Annotated in this window: 21 protein-coding genes, 5 tRNA genes and 1 pseudogene; 4 read left to right on the top strand and 23 right to left on the bottom strand. The window is 48.6% G+C overall.

Translation table 11 applies throughout. The features are described 5' to 3' along the window. The first annotated feature begins 255 nt into the window (after positions 1–255). From KDM87_RS07920 to KDM87_RS07930, 3 genes and pseudogenes are all read left to right on the top strand, one after another. Positions 256–399: a DUF2256 domain-containing protein gene (locus KDM87_RS07920; RefSeq protein ID WP_408058708.1), complete on the top strand. Its 144-nt coding sequence runs from the start codon at positions 256–258 to the stop codon at positions 397–399. A gap of 8 nt (positions 400–407) precedes the next feature. Further along, positions 408–563 (top strand): annotated as a pseudogene (locus KDM87_RS07925) (FAD-binding domain-containing protein); the annotation flags it as partial. 24 nt (positions 564–587) lie between these two features. Next, a complete protein-coding gene (locus tag KDM87_RS07930) occupies positions 588–2,150 on the top strand; it encodes a cryptochrome/photolyase family protein (protein WP_212678547.1) in 1,563 nt (520 codons plus the stop codon). Positions 2,151–2,250: 100 nt separating this feature from the next. On the opposite strand, the gene KDM87_RS07935 is transcribed toward KDM87_RS07930, so the two are convergent. The 10 genes from KDM87_RS07935 to KDM87_RS07980 all read right to left on the bottom strand — a co-directional run bounded on the left by KDM87_RS07935 (position 2,251) and on the right by KDM87_RS07980 (position 10,370). Further along, positions 2,251–2,886 carry an ABC transporter ATP-binding protein gene (locus tag KDM87_RS07935; RefSeq protein WP_230407631.1) on the bottom strand — a complete coding sequence of 212 codons (636 nt, stop codon included), beginning with the start codon at positions 2,884–2,886 and terminating at the stop codon, positions 2,251–2,253. 1,183 nt (positions 2,887–4,069) lie between these two features. Continuing rightward, complete coding sequence (locus KDM87_RS07940; RefSeq protein WP_212678548.1) at positions 4,070–7,036, bottom strand: DUF927 domain-containing protein; 2,967 nt, start codon at positions 7,034–7,036, stop codon at positions 4,070–4,072. A 142-nt stretch (positions 7,037–7,178) separates the two neighbouring features. Beyond that, complete coding sequence (locus tag KDM87_RS07945) at positions 7,179–7,547, bottom strand: hypothetical protein (protein WP_212678549.1); 369 nt, start codon at positions 7,545–7,547, stop codon at positions 7,179–7,181. Next, on the bottom strand, positions 7,540–8,007 hold the full coding sequence (locus KDM87_RS07950; RefSeq protein ID WP_212678550.1) for a hypothetical protein: 468 nt from the start codon (positions 8,005–8,007) through the stop codon (positions 7,540–7,542). Before KDM87_RS07950 ends, KDM87_RS07945 begins: the two co-directional genes overlap by 8 nt. Beyond that, entirely contained in the window at positions 8,004–8,306 is a 303-nt protein-coding gene (locus tag KDM87_RS07955) for a hypothetical protein (RefSeq protein WP_212678551.1), read from the bottom strand. The genes KDM87_RS07950 and KDM87_RS07955 overlap by 4 nt, the downstream gene beginning before the upstream one ends. Continuing rightward, complete coding sequence (locus KDM87_RS07960; RefSeq protein ID WP_212678552.1) at positions 8,299–8,727, bottom strand: hypothetical protein; 429 nt, start codon at positions 8,725–8,727, stop codon at positions 8,299–8,301. Before KDM87_RS07960 ends, KDM87_RS07955 begins: the two co-directional genes overlap by 8 nt. Next, the gene (locus tag KDM87_RS07965) at positions 8,724–8,924 is read right to left on the bottom strand and encodes a helix-turn-helix transcriptional regulator (protein WP_212678553.1); all 201 of its coding nucleotides are present in this window, start codon (positions 8,922–8,924) and stop codon (positions 8,724–8,726) included. Before KDM87_RS07965 ends, KDM87_RS07960 begins: the two co-directional genes overlap by 4 nt. Positions 8,925–9,057: 133 nt before the next feature. After that, the gene (locus KDM87_RS07970; RefSeq protein ID WP_212678554.1) at positions 9,058–9,822 is read right to left on the bottom strand and encodes a hypothetical protein; all 765 of its coding nucleotides are present in this window, start codon (positions 9,820–9,822) and stop codon (positions 9,058–9,060) included. A gap of 27 nt (positions 9,823–9,849) precedes the next feature. Continuing rightward, entirely contained in the window at positions 9,850–10,116 is a 267-nt protein-coding gene (locus KDM87_RS07975) for a Txe/YoeB family addiction module toxin (protein ID WP_212678555.1), read from the bottom strand. Beyond that, entirely contained in the window at positions 10,113–10,370 is a 258-nt protein-coding gene (locus KDM87_RS07980) for a type II toxin-antitoxin system Phd/YefM family antitoxin (protein WP_212678556.1), read from the bottom strand. Before KDM87_RS07980 ends, KDM87_RS07975 begins: the two co-directional genes overlap by 4 nt. Positions 10,371–10,568: 198 nt before the next feature. On the opposite strand from KDM87_RS07980, the gene KDM87_RS07985 reads away from it, so the two are divergent. Further along, complete coding sequence (locus tag KDM87_RS07985; protein ID WP_212678557.1) at positions 10,569–10,808, top strand: hypothetical protein; 240 nt, start codon at positions 10,569–10,571, stop codon at positions 10,806–10,808. Between the two features lie 29 nt (positions 10,809–10,837). Here the strand turns inward: KDM87_RS07985 and KDM87_RS07990 are convergent, their stop codons facing one another. The 13 genes from KDM87_RS07990 to rnc all read right to left on the bottom strand — a co-directional run bounded on the left by KDM87_RS07990 (position 10,838) and on the right by rnc (position 19,293). After that, a complete protein-coding gene (locus KDM87_RS07990) occupies positions 10,838–12,106 on the bottom strand; it encodes a tyrosine-type recombinase/integrase (protein WP_212678558.1) in 1,269 nt (422 codons plus the stop codon). A gap of 223 nt (positions 12,107–12,329) precedes the next feature. Beyond that, positions 12,330–12,422 (bottom strand) — tRNA-Leu (locus KDM87_RS07995). A gap of 70 nt (positions 12,423–12,492) precedes the next feature. Then, positions 12,493–12,566, bottom strand: a tRNA-Cys gene (locus tag KDM87_RS08000). Between the two features lie 83 nt (positions 12,567–12,649). Further along, positions 12,650–12,725 (bottom strand) — tRNA-Gly (locus tag KDM87_RS08005). A gap of 37 nt (positions 12,726–12,762) precedes the next feature. Further along, positions 12,763–12,838 (bottom strand) — tRNA-Gly (locus KDM87_RS08010). Between the two features lie 34 nt (positions 12,839–12,872). After that, a tRNA-Gly gene (locus tag KDM87_RS08015) sits at positions 12,873–12,948 on the bottom strand. Positions 12,949–12,998: 50 nt separating this feature from the next. Next, positions 12,999–13,586: a CDP-diacylglycerol--glycerol-3-phosphate 3-phosphatidyltransferase gene (gene pgsA, locus KDM87_RS08020; RefSeq protein ID WP_186883657.1), complete on the bottom strand. Its 588-nt coding sequence runs from the start codon at positions 13,584–13,586 to the stop codon at positions 12,999–13,001. A gap of 38 nt (positions 13,587–13,624) precedes the next feature. After that, positions 13,625–15,499 carry an excinuclease ABC subunit UvrC gene (uvrC, locus tag KDM87_RS08025; protein ID WP_212678559.1) on the bottom strand — a complete coding sequence of 625 codons (1,875 nt, stop codon included), beginning with the start codon at positions 15,497–15,499 and terminating at the stop codon, positions 13,625–13,627. Continuing rightward, a complete protein-coding gene (gene acpS, locus KDM87_RS08030; protein ID WP_212678560.1) occupies positions 15,499–15,906 on the bottom strand; it encodes a holo-ACP synthase in 408 nt (135 codons plus the stop codon). The genes uvrC and acpS overlap by 1 nt, the downstream gene beginning before the upstream one ends. Position 15,907: 1 nt before the next feature. Next, complete coding sequence (locus tag KDM87_RS08035) at positions 15,908–16,669, bottom strand: pyridoxine 5'-phosphate synthase (RefSeq protein ID WP_212678561.1); 762 nt, start codon at positions 16,667–16,669, stop codon at positions 15,908–15,910. Further along, entirely contained in the window at positions 16,666–17,508 is an 843-nt protein-coding gene (recO, locus tag KDM87_RS08040; RefSeq protein WP_212678562.1) for a DNA repair protein RecO, read from the bottom strand. The genes KDM87_RS08035 and recO overlap by 4 nt, the downstream gene beginning before the upstream one ends. A gap of 8 nt (positions 17,509–17,516) precedes the next feature. Continuing rightward, on the bottom strand, positions 17,517–18,419 hold the full coding sequence (gene era / locus KDM87_RS08045; protein ID WP_212678563.1) for a GTPase Era: 903 nt from the start codon (positions 18,417–18,419) through the stop codon (positions 17,517–17,519). A gap of 7 nt (positions 18,420–18,426) precedes the next feature. Next, positions 18,427–19,293: a ribonuclease III gene (rnc, locus tag KDM87_RS08050; RefSeq protein WP_212678564.1), complete on the bottom strand. Its 867-nt coding sequence runs from the start codon at positions 19,291–19,293 to the stop codon at positions 18,427–18,429. Positions 19,294–19,297: the final 4 nt, after the last annotated feature.

The following is a 19,297-nucleotide window of genomic DNA, read 5'->3' on the forward strand; positions in this document are numbered from 1 at the left end:
AAGCCATCGCAAATCCTGAATGAGCACATCCTTAGTGCGCGATGTTGACGACAAAATGCGAAGTCACTTTTTCCACGCTACTATTTAGCCCCGCTACAAAAATACGCATCAATTGCCACACACAAAAAAATCGATGAGTTATGCATTCAGGCCGACCTCAAGGTAAACACATCAGTACCGACTTCAGTGACTCATTTTACTTATTGAGACCAAACAGATTTTTTAACGCAGTTTATTAGGATGACTGAAATGCGTATGCGGAAAAAATCAGAGTTGCCGACCAAACTCTGCCTTCAATGCGACAGACCATTTGCATGGCGCAAGAAATGGGAAAAAGTGTGGAGCGAAGTGAAATACTGCTCCGACCGATGCCGCCAAGATAGCAAGCGAAAGACATGACGCGACCGATAATCGATTATGACGTCTATAGCAATCAGGGCAATTGGCTATACATCTCCGGGCGCGGTACCGATCCTCGCAACGGCAGAAGATTCAACATACAAAAACAAATCCATGATTACGATCGCGATGGTACATATCAGCGACTCTGGAACACTCAATAAAAATAGATGGTAAGCACACAAACGATGAAACACACTATCACCCAGACGCCCCTGCCACACAGAACGCTCAGACTGATTCTGGGTGACCAGCTCAACCCTCAGCATCGCTGGTTCCGAGAAGTCGATGAGGCAACAACTTATGTCTTGATGGAAGTCCGGCAAGAGACCGATTATGTTTTGCATCACGCACAAAAAATTCTGGCGATTTTTGCGGCGATGCGAGATCTGGCGCAGCAGTTACGCGAGGCGGGACATCACATGCATTACATCGCGATTAACGATCCCGATAATCTGCAATCTCTGACAGCCAATATTGACGCGCTGATCGGGCAATATCAGGCGACGGTATTTGAGTATCAGGCGCCTGATGAGTGGCGCTTGGATCAGCAGTTATATCAGCATGGTCGCCGTGCAAATATTCCGTGGATCATGGTTGATAGTGAACATTTCTATACAACGCGCAATGAAGTATCTGACCTCTTTACCGGACGCAAACAATGGTTAATGGAATTTTTTTATCGCCAGATGCGTGTGACTCATCACGTATTAATGGAAGACACGAAAAAGCCCCTGGGCGGACAATGGAACTACGATCACGACAATCGCAAGCCGTGGCGCGGCGATCCGCCTGAACCACGAGATACGCGAACTTTGCATGATCACTCTGATTTGTGGCAAACCATTGTCGATGCAGGTGTAAAAAGTTTTGGTAATCCTCAGGCCAGGCAATTGGCATGGTCACTTAACCGTCAGGAAGCATTACGACACTTGGACGCTTTCATCGATAATGCGCTGCCGCAGTTTGGTGATTTTCAAGACGCGATGAGTGTTAAATCATGGCGCTTATTTCATTCGCTGTTGTCGTTTGCCTTAAATGTAAAAATGCTGAATCCGCGCGAAGTGGTCGCAAAAGCAGAGGCGGCATATCGCGCCGGACATGCGTCTCTCGCTGCAACAGAGGGCTTCATTCGACAAATATTAGGCTGGCGCGAATACGTACGCGGGGTGTATTGGGCAAACATGCCGGGGTATGCAGAGAAAAATTTCTTCGGACACAACCATCAGTTACCGGGCTGGTTCTGGAATGGCGAAACCAGAATGAATTGTCTGTCGCATGCCATTACACAATCGCTGGAGCACGCACATGCGCACCATATCCAGCGCCTGATGGTCATCGGTAATTTTGCGCTGCTGGCGGGTCTGAACCCGGCGGAGGTACATCGCTGGTACCTCGGCATTTACATCGATGCATTTGAGTGGGCGGAACTGCCGAACACGGTAGGTATGAGTCAATTTGCCGACGGCGGATTGTTAGCAACCAAACCTTATGTCTCGAGCGCCGCCTACATTGACCGCATGAGTGATTATTGTAAAGGCTGCCGTTACGATAAAAAATTACGCGTCGGCGAGAACGCATGCCCATTCAATGCCCTGTACTGGGATTTTTTTCAGCGCAACACAGATGCCCTGGCCAAGAATCCACGTATCGGCATGGCCTATCGCCAATTAGAAAAAATGGATGCTGCCACAATTGCAGAGTTCCAGAAACAGGCGAAAATTATGTTAGAGAATATCGATAAGCTGTGACGAACCACGTTGCACTGAGTACAGTAACCTCGCTGTAATAGCCTAAAAATGGGGCCGCGTTTAAACCGACAAGCATGTAACAAAGGTCAAACGGCGCTCATTACCCCAAGTCTATCCTCGCCGCCAGCGGTACATTCGCTGGTGCCTGATAGTCCCCCAACACCAGTGCACGCTGCCCAGCCTGCGCCAAAGCTGCCATCTGAGATAACACAAACGTCGCAGAACTTTTATCGAGTGCCGCTAGCGGGTCATCCAGCAAAGTCAGCGCAGCACCACTCGCAAACGCTGCGGCAATCCACACCTTGCGCCGGGTACCGGCCGATAACATCAGTATCTGCTTGAACAAATGCGGCTCCAGCGCCAGCCCGTCTATCAAGTGCAACAGCGCAGCCTGATCAAAACCAGCATAGCGACTTGCCTGCAAGGAAAAAAATCCTTCTACGGTGAATTCATCATACTCTGCAGCTAATGGCTCGATCCAGAATACCTGCTGCCTGTAAGCAGACATATCAGCATGCTGCGCCACACCTTGTAAACTCAGACTGCCCGCAGCGTACGGCAACTCAGCCGCCAGCAAACGCAGAAAATCCGTCTTGCACTCCCCTTCCTCATCACACACCAGTGTCACGCCAGCATAAATCGCTGTCGACCAGTCTCGCAAGACGAGGCGCCGATGCGCAATATGCAAACCATCAATCTGTAAAATTGCCGTGTTTTCAGGAGATATAGCAGACATCAATAATCCTTGTTAAGTAGAGAAAAGCAAGCCCCGTGGCTGGCCAGTCAGACAAACGTTAAGTTGGCAAACTAAGCACGCGACAATCTGGAAGTAATGATATCTGGCATTTGAAACAGACAACAAAAAAACCGCAAACTCCAAAGAATTTGCGGTTTTTTATACTTGCTAAGATGTCGATATGGTGCCGAGGCCGGAATCTAACTTTATTGAAATTTCCATTTAAATCAAATACTTATATTTTTCAACTTAAAGCAATACCGTCAAATATACCGTCAAAAAAATTTGCGTCTCTGTTTTTGTAACTTAATGACAATTAAATTTAAACCCCTAGGGGGTAGTTTTCTCTCTCCATAAATTCACAGTTAAGCTAACGGTTTCCGCCTGTGCTTTTTTAGACTTTTGCCCCCCCACAAAATTAAGAAACACACCGTCTATTTCAAGCGATACGCCGCCAAACAAACAATCTGGACTAAACCAATCCCCAGCAGGTCAATGCCTCTATTTTTGACTCCCCCCCCTATTGAAAAATACTGCCCACGGAAAGATAGAGGAAACGGACGGTCTAGGCTCCTAGTCTTACAGACATTTCATCCCCCCCTGTGTCACACAGCACAACCCCCTTAGCGTAAGTCATTGACTAGAGTCTGGTCGGGGTTTGAATTACCCTTGATCTGTTGAAGTGAGGAAGTACCTTGATAGGGGGTGTAAGAACTAAGGTGGGTGAAGCCTCACAAGGCATTCTCTCTGATAACCCTCATGGATAGTAGTTATACGTCAAACGTAGCACTGGCGCAGCCTGCAAGCCGTTTTTGCCTTGAAACCTATATCTGGTGCAGCCTCATTAAAATTCCAGAAAACAGGGGTATTATCGAAATGAAGTAGGAATGTACCTTTAAACCGGTGTACCGGTGTACCACGGCATACAAACAGGCCGCAAACCCGCATGGGCATTGTGTTTACGTGGTACACATCTGAGGTGTACCACGTCACTTTTGAGGTGTACCGGTGTACCAGAATCATTGCTTTTCAGCATGAATATGTGCATTTAAGGCAATGCGGGGTTTCAGTGCCGTTTGATTGGACTGTTCTGGAATAGAAATGCAAAACAGCAGCGTTTTTGCAGCGCGAAGGGGATTCTCACCCCACCACCACAGGCCGCGCCGCCGGTTCGCTACGCTGGTCAGGCAGTCAGTGAATCAAGTTTATCGCTCGGTATTTTGTAGTATCTGGCTTTGGTTCCAGCGAATCGTTCAAGGATGCTGCTCTTGCCTTCCTTGTCTTTTTCAAAGACCCCCATTTCTGTCATCTTGGCTGCTACCAGTCTGGCATCATAGCCTTTACAAACTTCCTCTTTAAACACTTTTGGCAGCAGGAAGTATTCAATGCTTGCACCTTCGGCTTCTTCTGGATGCACCTTGTCGCCGTATTCCTTGTGCCAGTCTGTATTATTCCTAATGGGGTTTCCTGCCTTGCTGACCATGCGTTTAAAGCCCGCCTGATTAATAGTTTTAGGTGCGTGGTCATCCATCGCTCTGTGCGCCCATTCAAAGCGGGAACTGCCATTGACCTGAATGAAGTCAGGCAGCAGCGCCAGCATACGATCATGCTCAATATCCCCCGCCGTGCCGCGACTCGATAGCCAGTCATTAAAGCAGGTCGTGGCCGCTTCGGTGGCTTCACCATCTGCCCATCCTGTCACACCCGCAGCGGTCGCTAATTCACCGCCAGCCGCCACCAACGAAAAGAACTCAGACACGCGCTTTACTTGGCCGTGCGCATTGGCCGGACAAAGTTTGCCAGCCGTGCTGCCTATCGCTTGCCGCAACATCTCTGGCAATAGCGCCACATTGCCCACCAGCCATTCAATGAACGATAAACCCGCAGTGCCGTGATATTGCTGCGCCATACTGACCAAGTGACGGGACAGTGCAGCGCCATCAGTAAAGCTGTGCACGGTATCAAACACGCCTAAGCCTTTGCCCGCGTCCGCATGAATATGTGCCATGCGTACATCTTGGCCACCTTTGGTGGCTTTGCCTGCTTCGGCCATTTTGGCCTCTAAAGACAATTCGCCATCACTGATAAAGATCAGCCGCCATGTAGCGATCTTCTTGGCAGTCGCGTTCTGTGTGGCGCGGCCTTTGCCTTTTTCATTACTGAGCATGTAGGCGATATTGCCCACCATCTTAGGGTCAGCCTGCCCGAGTTCATCTAATACCAGTAAGGCATCAGAATGCTTTTGCGCAGTCGCTTCTAACGAATTGTCAGTGACGTGCCAGCTTTGCGCATAATCAGCACCACCAAACACCGAGGCAGCCACTTTCATGGCGGTACTTTTGCCGGTGGAACTACTGCCCATCAGATGCAAGCCAAAACTCTGCACTTTCGCGTGATGCAGTAATACTGACGCAAAACCAGCCGATACAAAAAACAATAGCCGCGAATTACCCCGACAATAGGCCGATACATGGGTTTGCCACTCTGCCAGCGTACCCTTTTGTTTAAATTGCGAAGTGGTACTGCCATTCGCCTGAAACAGCACCGTCTCTGCCCCTTGCCCTATGCTGCGATCTGGCAGCACATACACGTCATCATGCCAGCCTGTGCGCTCAACACACCGCACACGATCTGGCACGTCCGCCGTTTGTATGTAGGTCGTCAGCAGGTTTTTAACCTTCAGGCCAGGTTCAATCATCAAGCCCAGCGAAAGTAAATCAGCACGATATTGCGTACCATCGCCAGACAACATGCGGGACGACATCGGCCAGCGTTTGATATTGTCGTCAGGGTCGTTTAATTCCAATAGATAACCCCATTCACTGCTGGCCGCGTCTCGCGTTCTGGCGATCACATACAAGGGTGAACAGATTTTAAGGGCGGGTAAGGCTTCGCCTTCATGGAAGGCATGATAAAACACACCCTCACCACTCACAGTAAAAAATGGCTTACTCGATTGACCAGCGCCAGCAGGTTTGCTGCCTCGATTCTGGCGCGGCGCATTAGCTGGCTTTTGAGGCGTTTTTTGTACGCTGCCCTTATCAGTCTTTACCGCGTCAACGTCGTGCGCCTGTGCCGTGATCTGGCTCACTTCCTGCCCGTTTATTGGCATTGCATTGACTGCTGCACTGGCTGGCGCTGTTCCGTTCATTGCGGCCTCGATCTGGCTTTTAACTTCGGCCAGCCCACGCGCCACCGCAAGATCATTAAAATCATTACCGCCCGCTGGTAAATTCAGCGGTTTGCACCACAGGCCGCCAATCGCGGCGGCGGCTTCTTTGGCAGCGATCACGCCCGTATTCTTGCCGGTGTTCTGTTCCGTCTCTCTGTCATCGTCAGCACATAGCAACAGGCGCTTATCTGGGTAACGCTGCCGCATCAGGGCGGCGATATGCTTCAGATTGCTGGCGCTGAAGGCAATCGCCACAGGGTAGCCGGTCGCTTCATATAAGGCCGCGCCGGTGGCGTATCCCTCTGCAATCAGTAGCCAGCCAGCAGCGCCAGCAGCATCAACACCGCCAATTAAATGAAAGCCGCCCGACACTTTGCCACCGGTATAAAAACGTTTATCGCCATTAGCAAACACCCGCTGAATGTTGCAAAGCTGGCCGCTGGTATCCATGACAGGAATCAGCAACGTATCGCCTTTGCTATGACGGGCAAACCGCACACCATGCCCAGTAATGCCTTTTCTTTGCAGATAGTCTGAATGGCCTTGTTCGCTGGCGCTGTCCCACTGCTTTTGTGCCATGCTGGCAGCGGCTGCCTGTTTGCGTTCTATCTCTGCTTGTTCTGCTGCTAACTTGGTGGCTCTTTCCTGCGCCATGCTGGCCGCCTGTTCCGCACTGACAGGCGCTGCCGGTGCATGGTCTTTGATATGAAAGCCGCGTTGTTTTGCCTCATACAACACCGTGCCGATACCGATCTTGCCGCCCGCTTTAAAACTGCGCCAGCTTGTTTTTACAGCCGCCGCATCATAGTTGCTGCCGCTCTGACTCCAAGAGTCAAACAGGTCAAAACCGGCTTCATCAAATTCATGTTTAATCCCCATGCCGATCTTTAACCATAACTGCCGGTCATCGGACGGAATAAAGCTCAGGGCGGCTTGTATGGCCTCTGGCGTAGGCCGTTCAATAGGTTTTCTGGTCATTGCTATTCCTTATCCTTTGCGCCTTTGTTTTCATCAACAGGCGGGAACACACATTGAGATGCAAAATGTACAGACGTATGCACACCCAGCGCATTGACGAATCAATGCGACTCTTTAACTGTTTCGGGGTCATGTCTGCCTCTTAGTGCATCGCGGCAGCGTGGCGCTGGCGTGGTGGAGACGGTCGTATCAGGCGTAATTCCTGCTGAATGCGGCCAAGATAACCAGCGCAAAAAGCATCACGGCTGGCCTGTTCATGTTGCTGCCAGACCGTTTCTGCTGGTGCCAGCAAAGCACAGGCTTGCCGTACCATTTGCAGATAGTGATGCAGACAGGCTGGCAAATGAGCGTGAAGGCTGATTGCATCGTCTTCACAGAAAAACGCCTGTGCAGCCCGTACACCGCAATCAACGGCTTGCTGATAACGGGCATCCACTGGCAAAGTCATTACTGGCAAACCAGCGCCAGCAGGGTCTGGCAACGTAGCATACTGAAAAGATGAGTTAGACATGTTGACCCCCTCTCATGGCCTGACCGACTACATCTAATATCCGGTTATTGGTATGCTGAATTTCTTTCACCTTCTTGTCAGCGTATCCGGCAAAACAGCAAATTGCATTCACTGCCGCCGCGCCCTCTCTATCTAAGCTGTCTATTCCAATTGCATCTATCTTGTCGAGTATCGACTCCACAAACACCACCAGATCAAATAAGGTGCACTCAATCTCGAACCCTAAAGATTGAGTTTTTTTAACGACATCAATAGAAACGAATGCCGGTTTTTCTGCTATCGATGATGCAGATGCTGGCGCTGCTGGAAATTTTAAAGCGAATGTTTTAGCTATTCGCAGCACATGTGCTTGCGAATCACTATTCATCCCGCGAAGGGCTTTTAGCAGTTCTTTTTCTGCCTCAGATAATGGGAGTAGTTCTTCTTTGCGGCTTTGTTTGGATGTGCGTGGTTCAGTCATGGCAGACTCCTTTGTGTAGTGGTTGCACTGCGCCCGTCGCCAAACGGGTGGGCAGCAAATGACGGGGTTGGCGAACCGGACACAAAGGAACCCGGCATACCCGAAGGTATCCCCGCCACTGCCGCCCGCAAAGAGGATGCAATGACATACGCACGTAAAAAAGCCGCATTGCGCGGCCTGTGCGCCTTTGTGAAATTCGAGTCGCCAAACTCGTTCCCTTTTTTCTTAGGGACACGCACAGAATAAGCCCTGTCTATGCGAATTGCAAGCGCCTTGAAATAAGAAAAATAGTTAGGCATGTTTATGCCCCCAATGCTCAGGAATTCTAAAACCCCCAATCACTACAATAGGCGAAGGGTTAGGCTCATCGAAACAAATTGCCAGGTACACTTGATTTCGTAACCAGCAATCCCCGCCACGCAGACATATCAACAATGACCGGCCAAAGTAACGAAAACTGACCTTATCTTGCTGGCGCTGTATTTCATCCAAAGTCAAGCCACGCAGATGCTTTTTACAGGCTTCAAATAATTCCAGCATGAGCGGGTAAGCATCAGGCGTCATCTGCAATTCTGGATAAATCTTTTTGTTGGTCTTGTAGCGGTCATATTCCGCCATAAAATTGCGACGCTGCTTATCCTCTGCATTGATCTTTGCGGCGAGTTTGTCAGAGGCTGTTATCGCAATGACCTTGTTCATTTTTTCAATTGTGGCGCTCATTTTGCGGACTCCTGCGCCAGCTTTTGAATGTACTGTTCAATGTCCGATTCCAGCCAAGCGACAGCGCGCGAACCCAGCCGAACGGGGGCAGGGAATGTACCGGCTTTAATGCGGCGATACGTCTCAGATTTACTGAATGGAACGCGCCCTAAGACGCTGGGGAGTCGCAATAATCTTGCGGGGGATGATGTTTGCATGTTCGTCCTTTCTGGTTTCATGAGTCCCATTAGGAATTAGCGGGAACCCGATCACTTCAGGACGAAGTTTATTTTTATGGTGTCTATTTGTACCTACTGTTTGATAGCAAAAACCGAGGTATCAAACAGTAGGTCACTTACCTTCTTTCGCTTCACGAACTGCTTTAGAAACTTCGTGAGCTGTAAATTGTTCATTCATTTCCAGCCCTAATGCTTGGAAGAAGCGAAAAAAACACCCCTCTTTTGAATGCGGTGGCCATTTCCCGAAAATCAAATGCCAGCTTTTAGCTGATCTTTTCAAAAATCCTTCGTTAAAATACGTCGATGGTTTATTTTTCTTTGAGATAGTGATTCGTTTGGCCGCATATTGGAGCGTGCTTTGCACATCATCTAAATGCAGCCATGTTCTGGCAAACATTGAGCTGACGAAACCGCCATAGTCATCTTTTAAACGTAACTTAAAAGCTGCATTATCTGAATTCCGCGCCCACAGAAAAGCCATTTCAGCGTGTATTAAAGGCATATCTCGTATGCCCTCTAAGTTCTTTTTTGTTTCTTTGATTAATTTCACAGCATCAAGTAACCGCTCTTTTTGTTGGGCTGGCGTTAAACCTGTCTGAAAGTGTTCTTTTGTTTCATTTCGATCAAAAAGAAAACCGTCGATTTCATCTAAAAAAACTCTCTTTTGATCTTCACTTGCACCCTCAGGCCAAATAGACTCGCTGCTGCTAATTAATCCAGCAATTTGTTCCTGAGTGAGAACATCCTCAACAAGGCCACCTCGAATACTTTCAAGCCCCCAATCTGGAATAGGTTCAAGATTCATATCCTGTGCCTCAAGTCGCTTTTTAAGAACGAATCTATAATCCATGGCAATCGCAGATTTTTTTAAATCCATGTATTCACCTGTTAAGTTCTTTCTGATTTAATCCCCATAGTGATACCGGCAAGCCAGCACCGTAAATGCGTCATCATCCACCGCATAGACTAACCGGTGACGCTCATCAATACGCCTAGACCAGAAGCCGGACATATCCCCTAATAGCGCCTCTGGCTTGCCTATGCCTGTGAACGGGTCACGGCTGGATGCTTCGATCAGGGTATTAATACGCTTCAAGGTCTTTTTGTCTTGCCCTTGCCAGTAGAGATAATCTTCCCATCCATGCGGGGTAAAGCAAATTAACCGACTCATTCCGACGTCACCAATGTGCGCTTTGCTGTCTTGCCTGCACGATATTGCTTAATAGATTCGGCCAGTCGTTGCGCATTCGCTGGCGCTGATAGCAGATACAAGGTCTCTGCCATTTGCTGGTAATGATCTAGCGACATAACAACTGCATCGCCACCATCGCGCCTGTTAATCACAGTGATGTCAGCATCGTCAATGACGCTATCAATGACGGATTTCAAGGAATTACGGGCTTCTGAATAGCTGATAACGCGCATGGCGGCCTCTCTATATGTACAAATAACTGTTCAAGTATAGCGCAAACATTTTGTTTGATTGCTCGCCGCTGGGTGTTGCGCAAGAAAATTCCCCTTGCGCGGCATTCCAGAAGGTGCAGGCTGGTTTCAAAACAAGACCATTTCAATCAAAACTCATAGCCGGTGCAGCCTTTCACCGCTTTTGCCTTGCAAACCCGCATGAAATGGAAGGCCGTTTTTAGCTGGTACACATTTGGTACACCTTTGGTACACCTATTTATATATATTGTGTTCCATGGAAAGCTAAGGCTGGCGCTGGTTTCCGCTGTTTGGTACACCGGTACACCTGTTTTTACTGAGATAAGGCTTCTATTTTTTGTGGCTTTGGTGGTGGGCATAAAAAAAGCCGCACAAGGCGGCTATATTTCATGCGGGTTTGCAAGGCAAAAATGCTGGTAAGCTGCGCCAGCAATCAGGCTTACTGTTTATCAGGCCGTGCGTAGCGGGATAATCGTTGCACCTCGCTTTAACTGGTCAACGTAATTCGCCCATGCCTGCATCATTTTGCGCCGGTCTTCTATGTATTTGGCTTTCTGGTACACGCCTTTTACACCTTGCACCACGTGCGACAATTGCCGGTCTATGGTGTTTTCATCCCATCCCATTTCGGCCAGCATCGTCGCGGCGGTATGCCTGAAGCCGTGCGGGTGAATGATGTCACTGGAATAGCCCAAAGCCTTGAGGGCTTGGTTAATCGTGCCTTCTGACAATGGCCGCTGGCCTGATCTGACGCCGAACACATATTCCCCCATGCCGGTCAACGGCTGCAATGCGCGTAACTGTGTCAGCACTTGCTCAGATAACGGTACGATGTGATCTATCTTTGTTTTAGGGCTGAAGTAGCGCCACTCTTTCGCCTCTAAATCAATATCCTGCCAACGTGCCGCCCTGAATTCGCCAGGTCGCACAAACACCAAAGGCAGCAGGCGCAACGCCGCTACCGTCACCGGCGCGCCACCGTAGCCCTCAACATCGCGCATAAGCTGACCTAACAATTTCGGGTCGGTGATATGTGAAAAGTTTTTCTGTACATGCGCCTCTAACGCACCGCGCAAGTCAGCAGCTATGTCACGCTCTGCCCTACCGGTGGCAATGGCAAAGCGCCATAACTGCCCCATTTGCTCGCGCACACGGTTTGCAGTTTCCGTAATGGTTTTGCCCTGATTGTTTTTTCTGACAGCGATACGGCGTAAGCATTCCAGTAAAACAGGTGCCTTGATTTCGGCCATAGGTAACTTACCGAGATACGGTATCAAGTCGTTTTTCAGATAAGCGGTAGTCCGTGAACGGTGACTATCTGACAACGGCTTAATTTTTGCCTCAAACCACTCCCATGCTACTGCTTCAAAAGAGTCAATCACCGGCAAGCCCTCTGCATCGCGTTTAGCCGCTACCTTTTGTTGACTGACTTGCACCCGCTCTGATCTGCGCAGGTCGCTGGGGTCAATGCCAGAAGCAATTTGCTCTTTCGCTTCGGCACGCTTTGCCCGCGCCACTGCCAGCGAAACATCAGGATATTTACCGAAAGACAGCGTAAGGCGTTTTTCATTAAATCGGTAATCCATGCGCCATAGCTTTGAGCCATCCTTACCCACCATCAGATAGAGGCCACCACCGTCTGCCAATTTATAGGGCGCATCTTTGGCCGCTGCACTCTTTGCCTTGATATCGGTAAGCGGAATAATTTTCTTTGGCATGTCGGTTCCCCTATGGTGCGATACCGAATACCGTCAGGGAAGCGCTGTTTTGACGGTATTTGATTTTTGGCGGTATCTGATTTTCGCTGAATACCGTCATATATACCGTCAAAAATCTGGGCTGTCAAAGAACTTCATGGAACGTCAGGGAACAAAAAACCCGCATTCTCTCTATGAAGAAGGCGGGTTATTGTATTTCTTGGTACTGCTTGAAACGTAGTTTTGGTGCCCGAGGCCGGAATCGAACCGGCACGCCCGCTATTAACGAAGCGGCGGATTTTAAGTCCGATGTGTCTACCTATTTCACCACTCGGGCCCATCACTACAACATGCAGCCGAAGCTGCATGCTCTGAAAAAAAAGCGCTTAACAGCGCTTTCTTAAAACTGGAGGCGGGGGTCGGGATCGAACCGGCGTCTACGGCTTTGCAGGCCGCTGCATAACCACTTTGCTACCCCGCCAAGGGTGCTGTTTCAATCATGAAAACTGAAACGCGGCAAAACAACTTTAAGAAAAAAGGGAAGCGCTGCTTCCCTTCAGAATCTGGAGCGGGAAAAGAGTCTCGAACTCTCGACCTCAACCTTGGCAAGGTTGCGCTCTACCAACTGAGCTATTCCCGCATTTTGCACTACAAATAAATCAGGCACTACTAAAAACTGGAGCGGGAAAAGAGTCTCGAACTCTCGACCTCAACCTTGGCAAGGTTGCGCTCTACCAACTGAGCTATTCCCGCATTTTTACTGCTATTTTTTCGTTTCAAAAGAACTTGGAGCGGGAAAAGAGTCTCGAACTCTCGACCTCAACCTTGGCAAGGTTGCGCTCTACCAACTGAGCTATTCCCGCATCAACGAAAGACCAGAATTATATAGTATCCGTAAATTCTGTCAAGCGAGCTAACTGAGTTTTTCAGTTGATTCTTTAATCAGAGGCCATGCTTTTCGTAAATAATAAAACATAGACCATACCGTCAACACGGCGGCAATAAGCAACAACCAGGAACCAGTCAAACCGCTGTCAATATAATTAAATAAAACAAAATTTGGACTCAGAAGCAATGGTATTGCCATCATTTGAGCCGCCGTTTTAATTTTGCCTATCGAGCTGACGGCAACCGACTTTGAGGCGCCAATCAGCGCCATCCATTCACGTAAGGCAGAGATGGTAATTTCGCGACCAATAATCACGAATGCGACAACGGCGTTGACCCGGTCAAACTCCACCAGCACAAGCAATGCACCGGCGACCATTAACTTATCTGCGACCGGATCAAGGAAGGCACCGAACGAAGAAGTCTGATTCCAGCGACGCGCAAGAAAGCCATCAAACCAATCTGTCACCGCTGCAATAATAAAGACAAGGCTAGAGGCAACCCCTTTTTCAAAAGGACTCAACCATGTATCAGGTAAATAAAATACACCGACTACCAACGGAATCAGGGCGACACGTAACCACGTCAACAAAATAGGAAAATTAAATGGCATAAGTTTTTATTCAGATTATTTCCGGTAATTATATTGGGCTAACGCAATCGCTTGTAAATTTCTTCTGCCAACTGACGGGATATGCCGTCAACGCTGGCCAGCTCTTCAACACTGGCATCACTGACTCCCTTCAAACCACCAAAGCGCACCAGTAATTTTTGCCTACGCTTCGGCCCCACTCCCTCAATCTCTTCTAATTGCGATGCCTGTCTGGATTTATCGCGCTTTGCCCGCATTCCAGTAATGGCAAAGCGATGCGCCTCATCGCGAATCTGCGCAATCAGCATTAATGCGGCGGACTCTTTTCCCAATTCTTTTGGTTCTCGCCCATCAACAAAAACCAAAGTTTCGAGACCAACCTTACGCCCCTCGCCTTTGGCGACACCCACAATTCTGCTGGTATCCAAGCCAAGTTCGACGAATACCTGGCGCGCCATCTCCACCTGCCCCTTGCCGCCATCAATCAAAACAACATCTGGCAAAGTTCGTACGTTTTCGTCCTGATCACTGACAATTTTTTCATAACGACGGAACAACACCTGCCGCATAGCCGCGTAATCATCGCCTGGGGTAATATCTTTGATGTTGTAGCGTCGGTATTCTCCACTTTGCATTGCATGATGGTGGAATACCACGCATGAAGCCTGAGTCGCTTCACCTTGCGTATGACTGATGTCAAAACACTCGATTCGCAACTGTTCAGGATTGTCAGCATCCAGATCAAGAACCGCCGCCAGCGCCAGCGTACGCGCTTGCTGCGAGCCTTGTTCCGATAGTAATCTGGTCAAGGCTAAAGCAGCGCCCTTCACTGCCATTTCAAGCCAGATACGTCGCTGCTCCTGAGGTTGAAAAGATAAATGGATTTTGTGTCCGCACTGTTCGGCAAGTGCCAACATCAAATCTGGCTCATCCAACTCGACATTCATCACTATCGTTGATGGAATGAACTGATCAACATAATGCTGTGCGAGAAAAGCGGCGACGATTTCCTGCTCAATCGACTCTTCTGCAGTCGATCTGACATCATCAACATGACTAGGAAAATACGCGCGGTCGCCAAGATGCCGTCCACCCCGCACCATCGCGAGATTGACGCAAGCACGCCCCCCCTCGACTATCACAGCGATGATATCGACATCCGCATTGCCAGTGGTTTCCATGCTTTGCTGATGCAATACCTTAGACAAGGCAGACATTTGATTGCGGACGAATGCTGCCTGCTCGAATTTCAGCTCGGAGGAAAAAGTCAGCATTTTTTTCTCCAACGTCTGCATGACTTCTAATTGCCGTCCACGTAAAAAATCGGCAGCATTTTTAACGTCTAACAAGTAATCTTCAGGCGCAATAAAATCGACACAAGGCGCGCTGCAACGCTGGATCTGATGTAAGAGACAGGGTCTGGTGCGATTCGCAAATACGCTATCCTCGCAGCTACGCAACAAGAACACTTTCTGCAGAATTTGCATCGATTCCTTGACCGCCCACCCGGATGGAAAGGGGCCAAAATACTGGTGTTTTTTATCGATAGCACCACGATAGTAGGTCATTCGCGGCGTCTTTTCTGACGTGATTTTCAGGTAAGGATAAGACTTATCATCCCGAAATAAAATATTGTAGCGAGGCCGCAAAGCTTTGATCAGGTTATTTTCCAGAATCAGGGCTTCGGCTTCACTGCGTGTCACTGTCGTTTCCAACCTGACGATTTTTGCCACCATCATGGCAATGCGCGGACTCGACAGCGTTTTTTGAAAATAGCTGTTGACACGCTTCTTCAGATCACGCGCCTTACCCACATACAAGACCTGTCCCTGCTCATCAAAGTAGCGATACACACCGGGTAAATGAGGAAGTTTCGATACCGTATCTAAAACAGACTGACGAGCATCACTTGCCGGAGTTTGATTTGTATCCATCAGATAGCCGCACCGGATTTTTTTTCAACAATCACAAATGCCAAAACGTGATCGGTTTCGTCGCTGAGGGAAATATGAGTCGTCAGGCAACGCGATGCCATCCATTCATGCAAGGTGCCGGTCAGCGTCACAACAGGCTTTCCTTGATCGTCATTCAGCGTTTGCATGTTATGTAAGGTCATAGGTGCTGTAATGCCCGTACCAATCGCCTTTGAGAACGCCTCCTTCGCGGCAAATCTGGTCGCCAGATAGCGCGTGCCACGTAGCAGATTTTGCTCTCGTCGCTGAAAAAAAATACGCAGCTCATCTTCACCCAGAATTTTTCTGGCGAACTGCTCGCCACTTCTGGCTAGCGCGCGTTCAATTCGGGTAAGTTGAACGATATCAGTGCCGATACCATAAATCATCTCAAGCCCTCTGCATTAGTCCTGAACGGACTAAAATCGCTTTCATCTCTTTCAGCGCGACATTCCATCCCACGAACAGAGCCCGGGAAAAAATCGCATCGCCGATATTGATTTGCGTCACGTCCGATAATGAGGCAAGAGCTGCAATATTTTGGTAATTCAGGTTGCCACTGATTTGCACTGATAAGCCTTGCCGAATACTCTCAATAGCCATCGCCTCCAACTCCCCCTGCGCCTGATTGCGCGTCGCATCATTATCAGCCTGAACATATCGCTCAGCACTCAGCACGATCGCATTCGCACCCGATTCAGCACATGCCTGAACTTGTTCTGCTTTTGGATTTACAAAGAGAGATGAGCGATGTCCGGAACGATGTAACTGACTGACAAACGACTGTAATAGCGAAAAGTCCGCTACAACATCCACTGGTGCGAATCTCTCATCGGCCATGCCATCAGGCACAACCAGACATACATTCGCAGGACGAATTTCAGACACGATAGCCAGTGTTCGCGCATTTGCCGCTGCGTTGATTTTCAAACGTCCAACAAATTGCTGCGACATGGTTTGCATCAATGCTTGCCGGACATTTGCATTTTTCTCTGACAAATAAATAGATAATCCATCTGCACCAGCTTCCTCCGCAGCAATTGCAAATGCGAGAGGATCAAGAACATTGTCTTTGCGGTCATCCAGAAAGCTGAGCAGTGGATCAAGGCTGACTTCAAACAAGGTGGATTGCTGATGTGAATGAACGTTCATAAATTTTGCAAATCGATCAGAATCTGCCGGGTATTGAGAGATGTGCCATGCAAGTGGTGGCCGAGCAAAAAACGCATCAACATCTTACTTTGAAATTGCGTGACCGTATCAGCGTAATCTGCTTGCGCCATATCCAATAAAGTTTTACCACTGACAATGGGAATATGATCTGATGTCGTTGCAATCCGTGTACCGACCTCAGGATCGACAACATAATTCAACGCTGCATTCACTTTGCTTCTGGAAACCGTGCAAAACGTCAGATCGCCCAATAAGCCTGATTCCCGCAACAACGCCAGTTCAAACTGACGCAAAACGGTCGGTGCGGGCTCATCATGAGCCAATAAATTCAGTGTGTTTATATAGTGTTCAAACAGTGCTGTATGGGGCTCATCACGCACCAGAAACTTAACCAACAACTCGTTGAGATAAAACCCGCACAGTAATGCTGATCGTTCGAGCGGCAACATGCCGCCGACCCAGTCAGCCCCGGTGAGTATTCTAATTTCGGACTTTCCAGTCCATCCTAACTGCAAAGGCTGGAAGGTTTGTAACACGCTGCGCAACTGAGAATGAGGTCGCTTGGCCCCCTTGGCTACAAGAGCAATGCGACCAAAATCACGCGTGAATATCTCTACGATCAGGCTGGTTTCTTTATACGGCCAAGAGTGCAATACAAAACCAGGCTGGTGAAGTATTTTTCGATCGCGTGGCAAAACACTGCCAGCAATCGTCTGAGATTTTTTTTTTGAATGAGCAGGAACCGGATCATTAGCAGTGGCGACCTTATTGAAAGCATCGCCATGCTGAGTTAGAACGACTGTATGAACATCAGTCATGCGGCGAACTATTCGTAACCGTAGGCTCTTAAACCTGCTTCGTTATCTGCCCATCCGGATTTTACTTTGACCCAGATTTCAAGATAAACAGGACCGCCGAAAAGCTTCTCCATATCCACGCGAGATTGCGTGGAGATATCTTTCAGACGCGCACCTTTATTACCAATCACCATCGATTTATGCCCGTCACGATCAACCAGTATAGCGACAAAAATCCGGCGCAAATTTCCTTCCTGCTCAAATTTCTCAATCAGCACGGTACTTGTATACGGCAGCTCATCGCCGACAAAACGGAATAATTTTTCGCGAACAATTTCCGTGGCGAGAAATTTTTCACTGCGGTCAGTAATATCATCTTCCGCAAACATAGGCGGATTAAGTGGTAAATATTTTCTCGTTTCGCCTTCCAGATTTTCAAGCTGGAAACGCAAAGTCGCCGAAACCGGAACAATTGCGGCAAATGGAAACAGTGCAGCAAGCTTCTGTGCAAACGGCATCATTACTGCTTTATCTTTAATGCGATCAGATTTATTAATCACCAGAATGCAAGGCACATTTTTTGGCAATAAATCGATTACTTGCTGATCGGCAGGGCCAAAAGTACCAGCCTCGACCAGAAACAGAATGACGTCCGCCGCTGTCAGCGTTGTCGTCACGGTTCTGTTCAGTGTGCGGTTTAAAGCATTGGAATGACGCGTCTGAAAACCCGGCGTATCAACGTATACAAACTGTGTATTGTCTTTAGTTTGAATTCCGGTAATACGATGACGGGTAGTCTGGGCCTTACGAGAAGTAATGCTGACTTTTGCTCCGATCAATGCATTCATCAAGGTCGATTTACCTACGTTAGGACGGCCGACAATAGCAATATACCCACAGCGAAAATCAGGGTTATCAATTAATTCATTCATAGAGTGCTCATGCTGTTTTTGGGTGTTGATTAGAATCTCCGCCTGTATCAGGCGAGCTCGTCGAAGCAGAGTCAGCTATATCTCGTTGAGTCTCTGGCAAATCTGTAAGCGGAGGTGCACTGTCAATTTGCGCCGTCGCTATTCCTGCCAATTTCAATTGCGCCGCTCTCGGTTTAGATTTACGCGCGCCGGGTGTTTTCGCTAACGCCAATATTGCCGCCTCAAGGGCGAGTTTAGCAGCAGCCTGCTCACCAGCACGGCGACTACCGCCAGTACCAAAAACCTGAATATCCAGTTTAGGAACCAGACACGCAATCTCAAACTCCTGATTGTGCGCGGCGCCGTGAGTGGCAACAACATTGTACTGAGGTAAAGCGATTTTTTTACTCTGCAAAAATTCCTGCAGCAAAGTCTTGGCATCCTTACCTAAGGTTGTCGGATCAATCGCAACCATAACCGGCGCATAGAGGGCACGAATCACCTCTTTCGCGGCATCAAAACCAGAATCAAGAAAGATTGCTCCGAACAAAGCCTCCAAGGCATCCGCAAGAATGGATGGGCGGCGAAAACCACCAGACTTTAGTTCACCCTCACCCAACCTTAAAAATTGGGACAACTCTATTCTTTGCGCGATTTCATAAAGCGACTGCTGCTTGACCAAGTTGGCACGAACCCGAGATAAGTCACCCTCATCAATATCCGAGAAACTTTCAAACAACAGCGATGCAACAACACAATTCAAAATGGAGTCGCCCAGAAATTCCAATCGCTCATTATGTAAAACGCTGTGACTGCGATGCGTCAAAGCCTGCTGCAATAAAGCCGGATTACAAAACTGGTGTCCCAGCCTTTTTTGCAATAGTTGAAGATTCATACGT

Origin of the sequence: Cognatundibacterium rivi, assembly GCF_018139565.1 — a bacterium.
GTDB lineage: Bacteria > Pseudomonadota > Gammaproteobacteria > Burkholderiales > Burkholderiaceae_D > Undibacterium > Undibacterium rivi.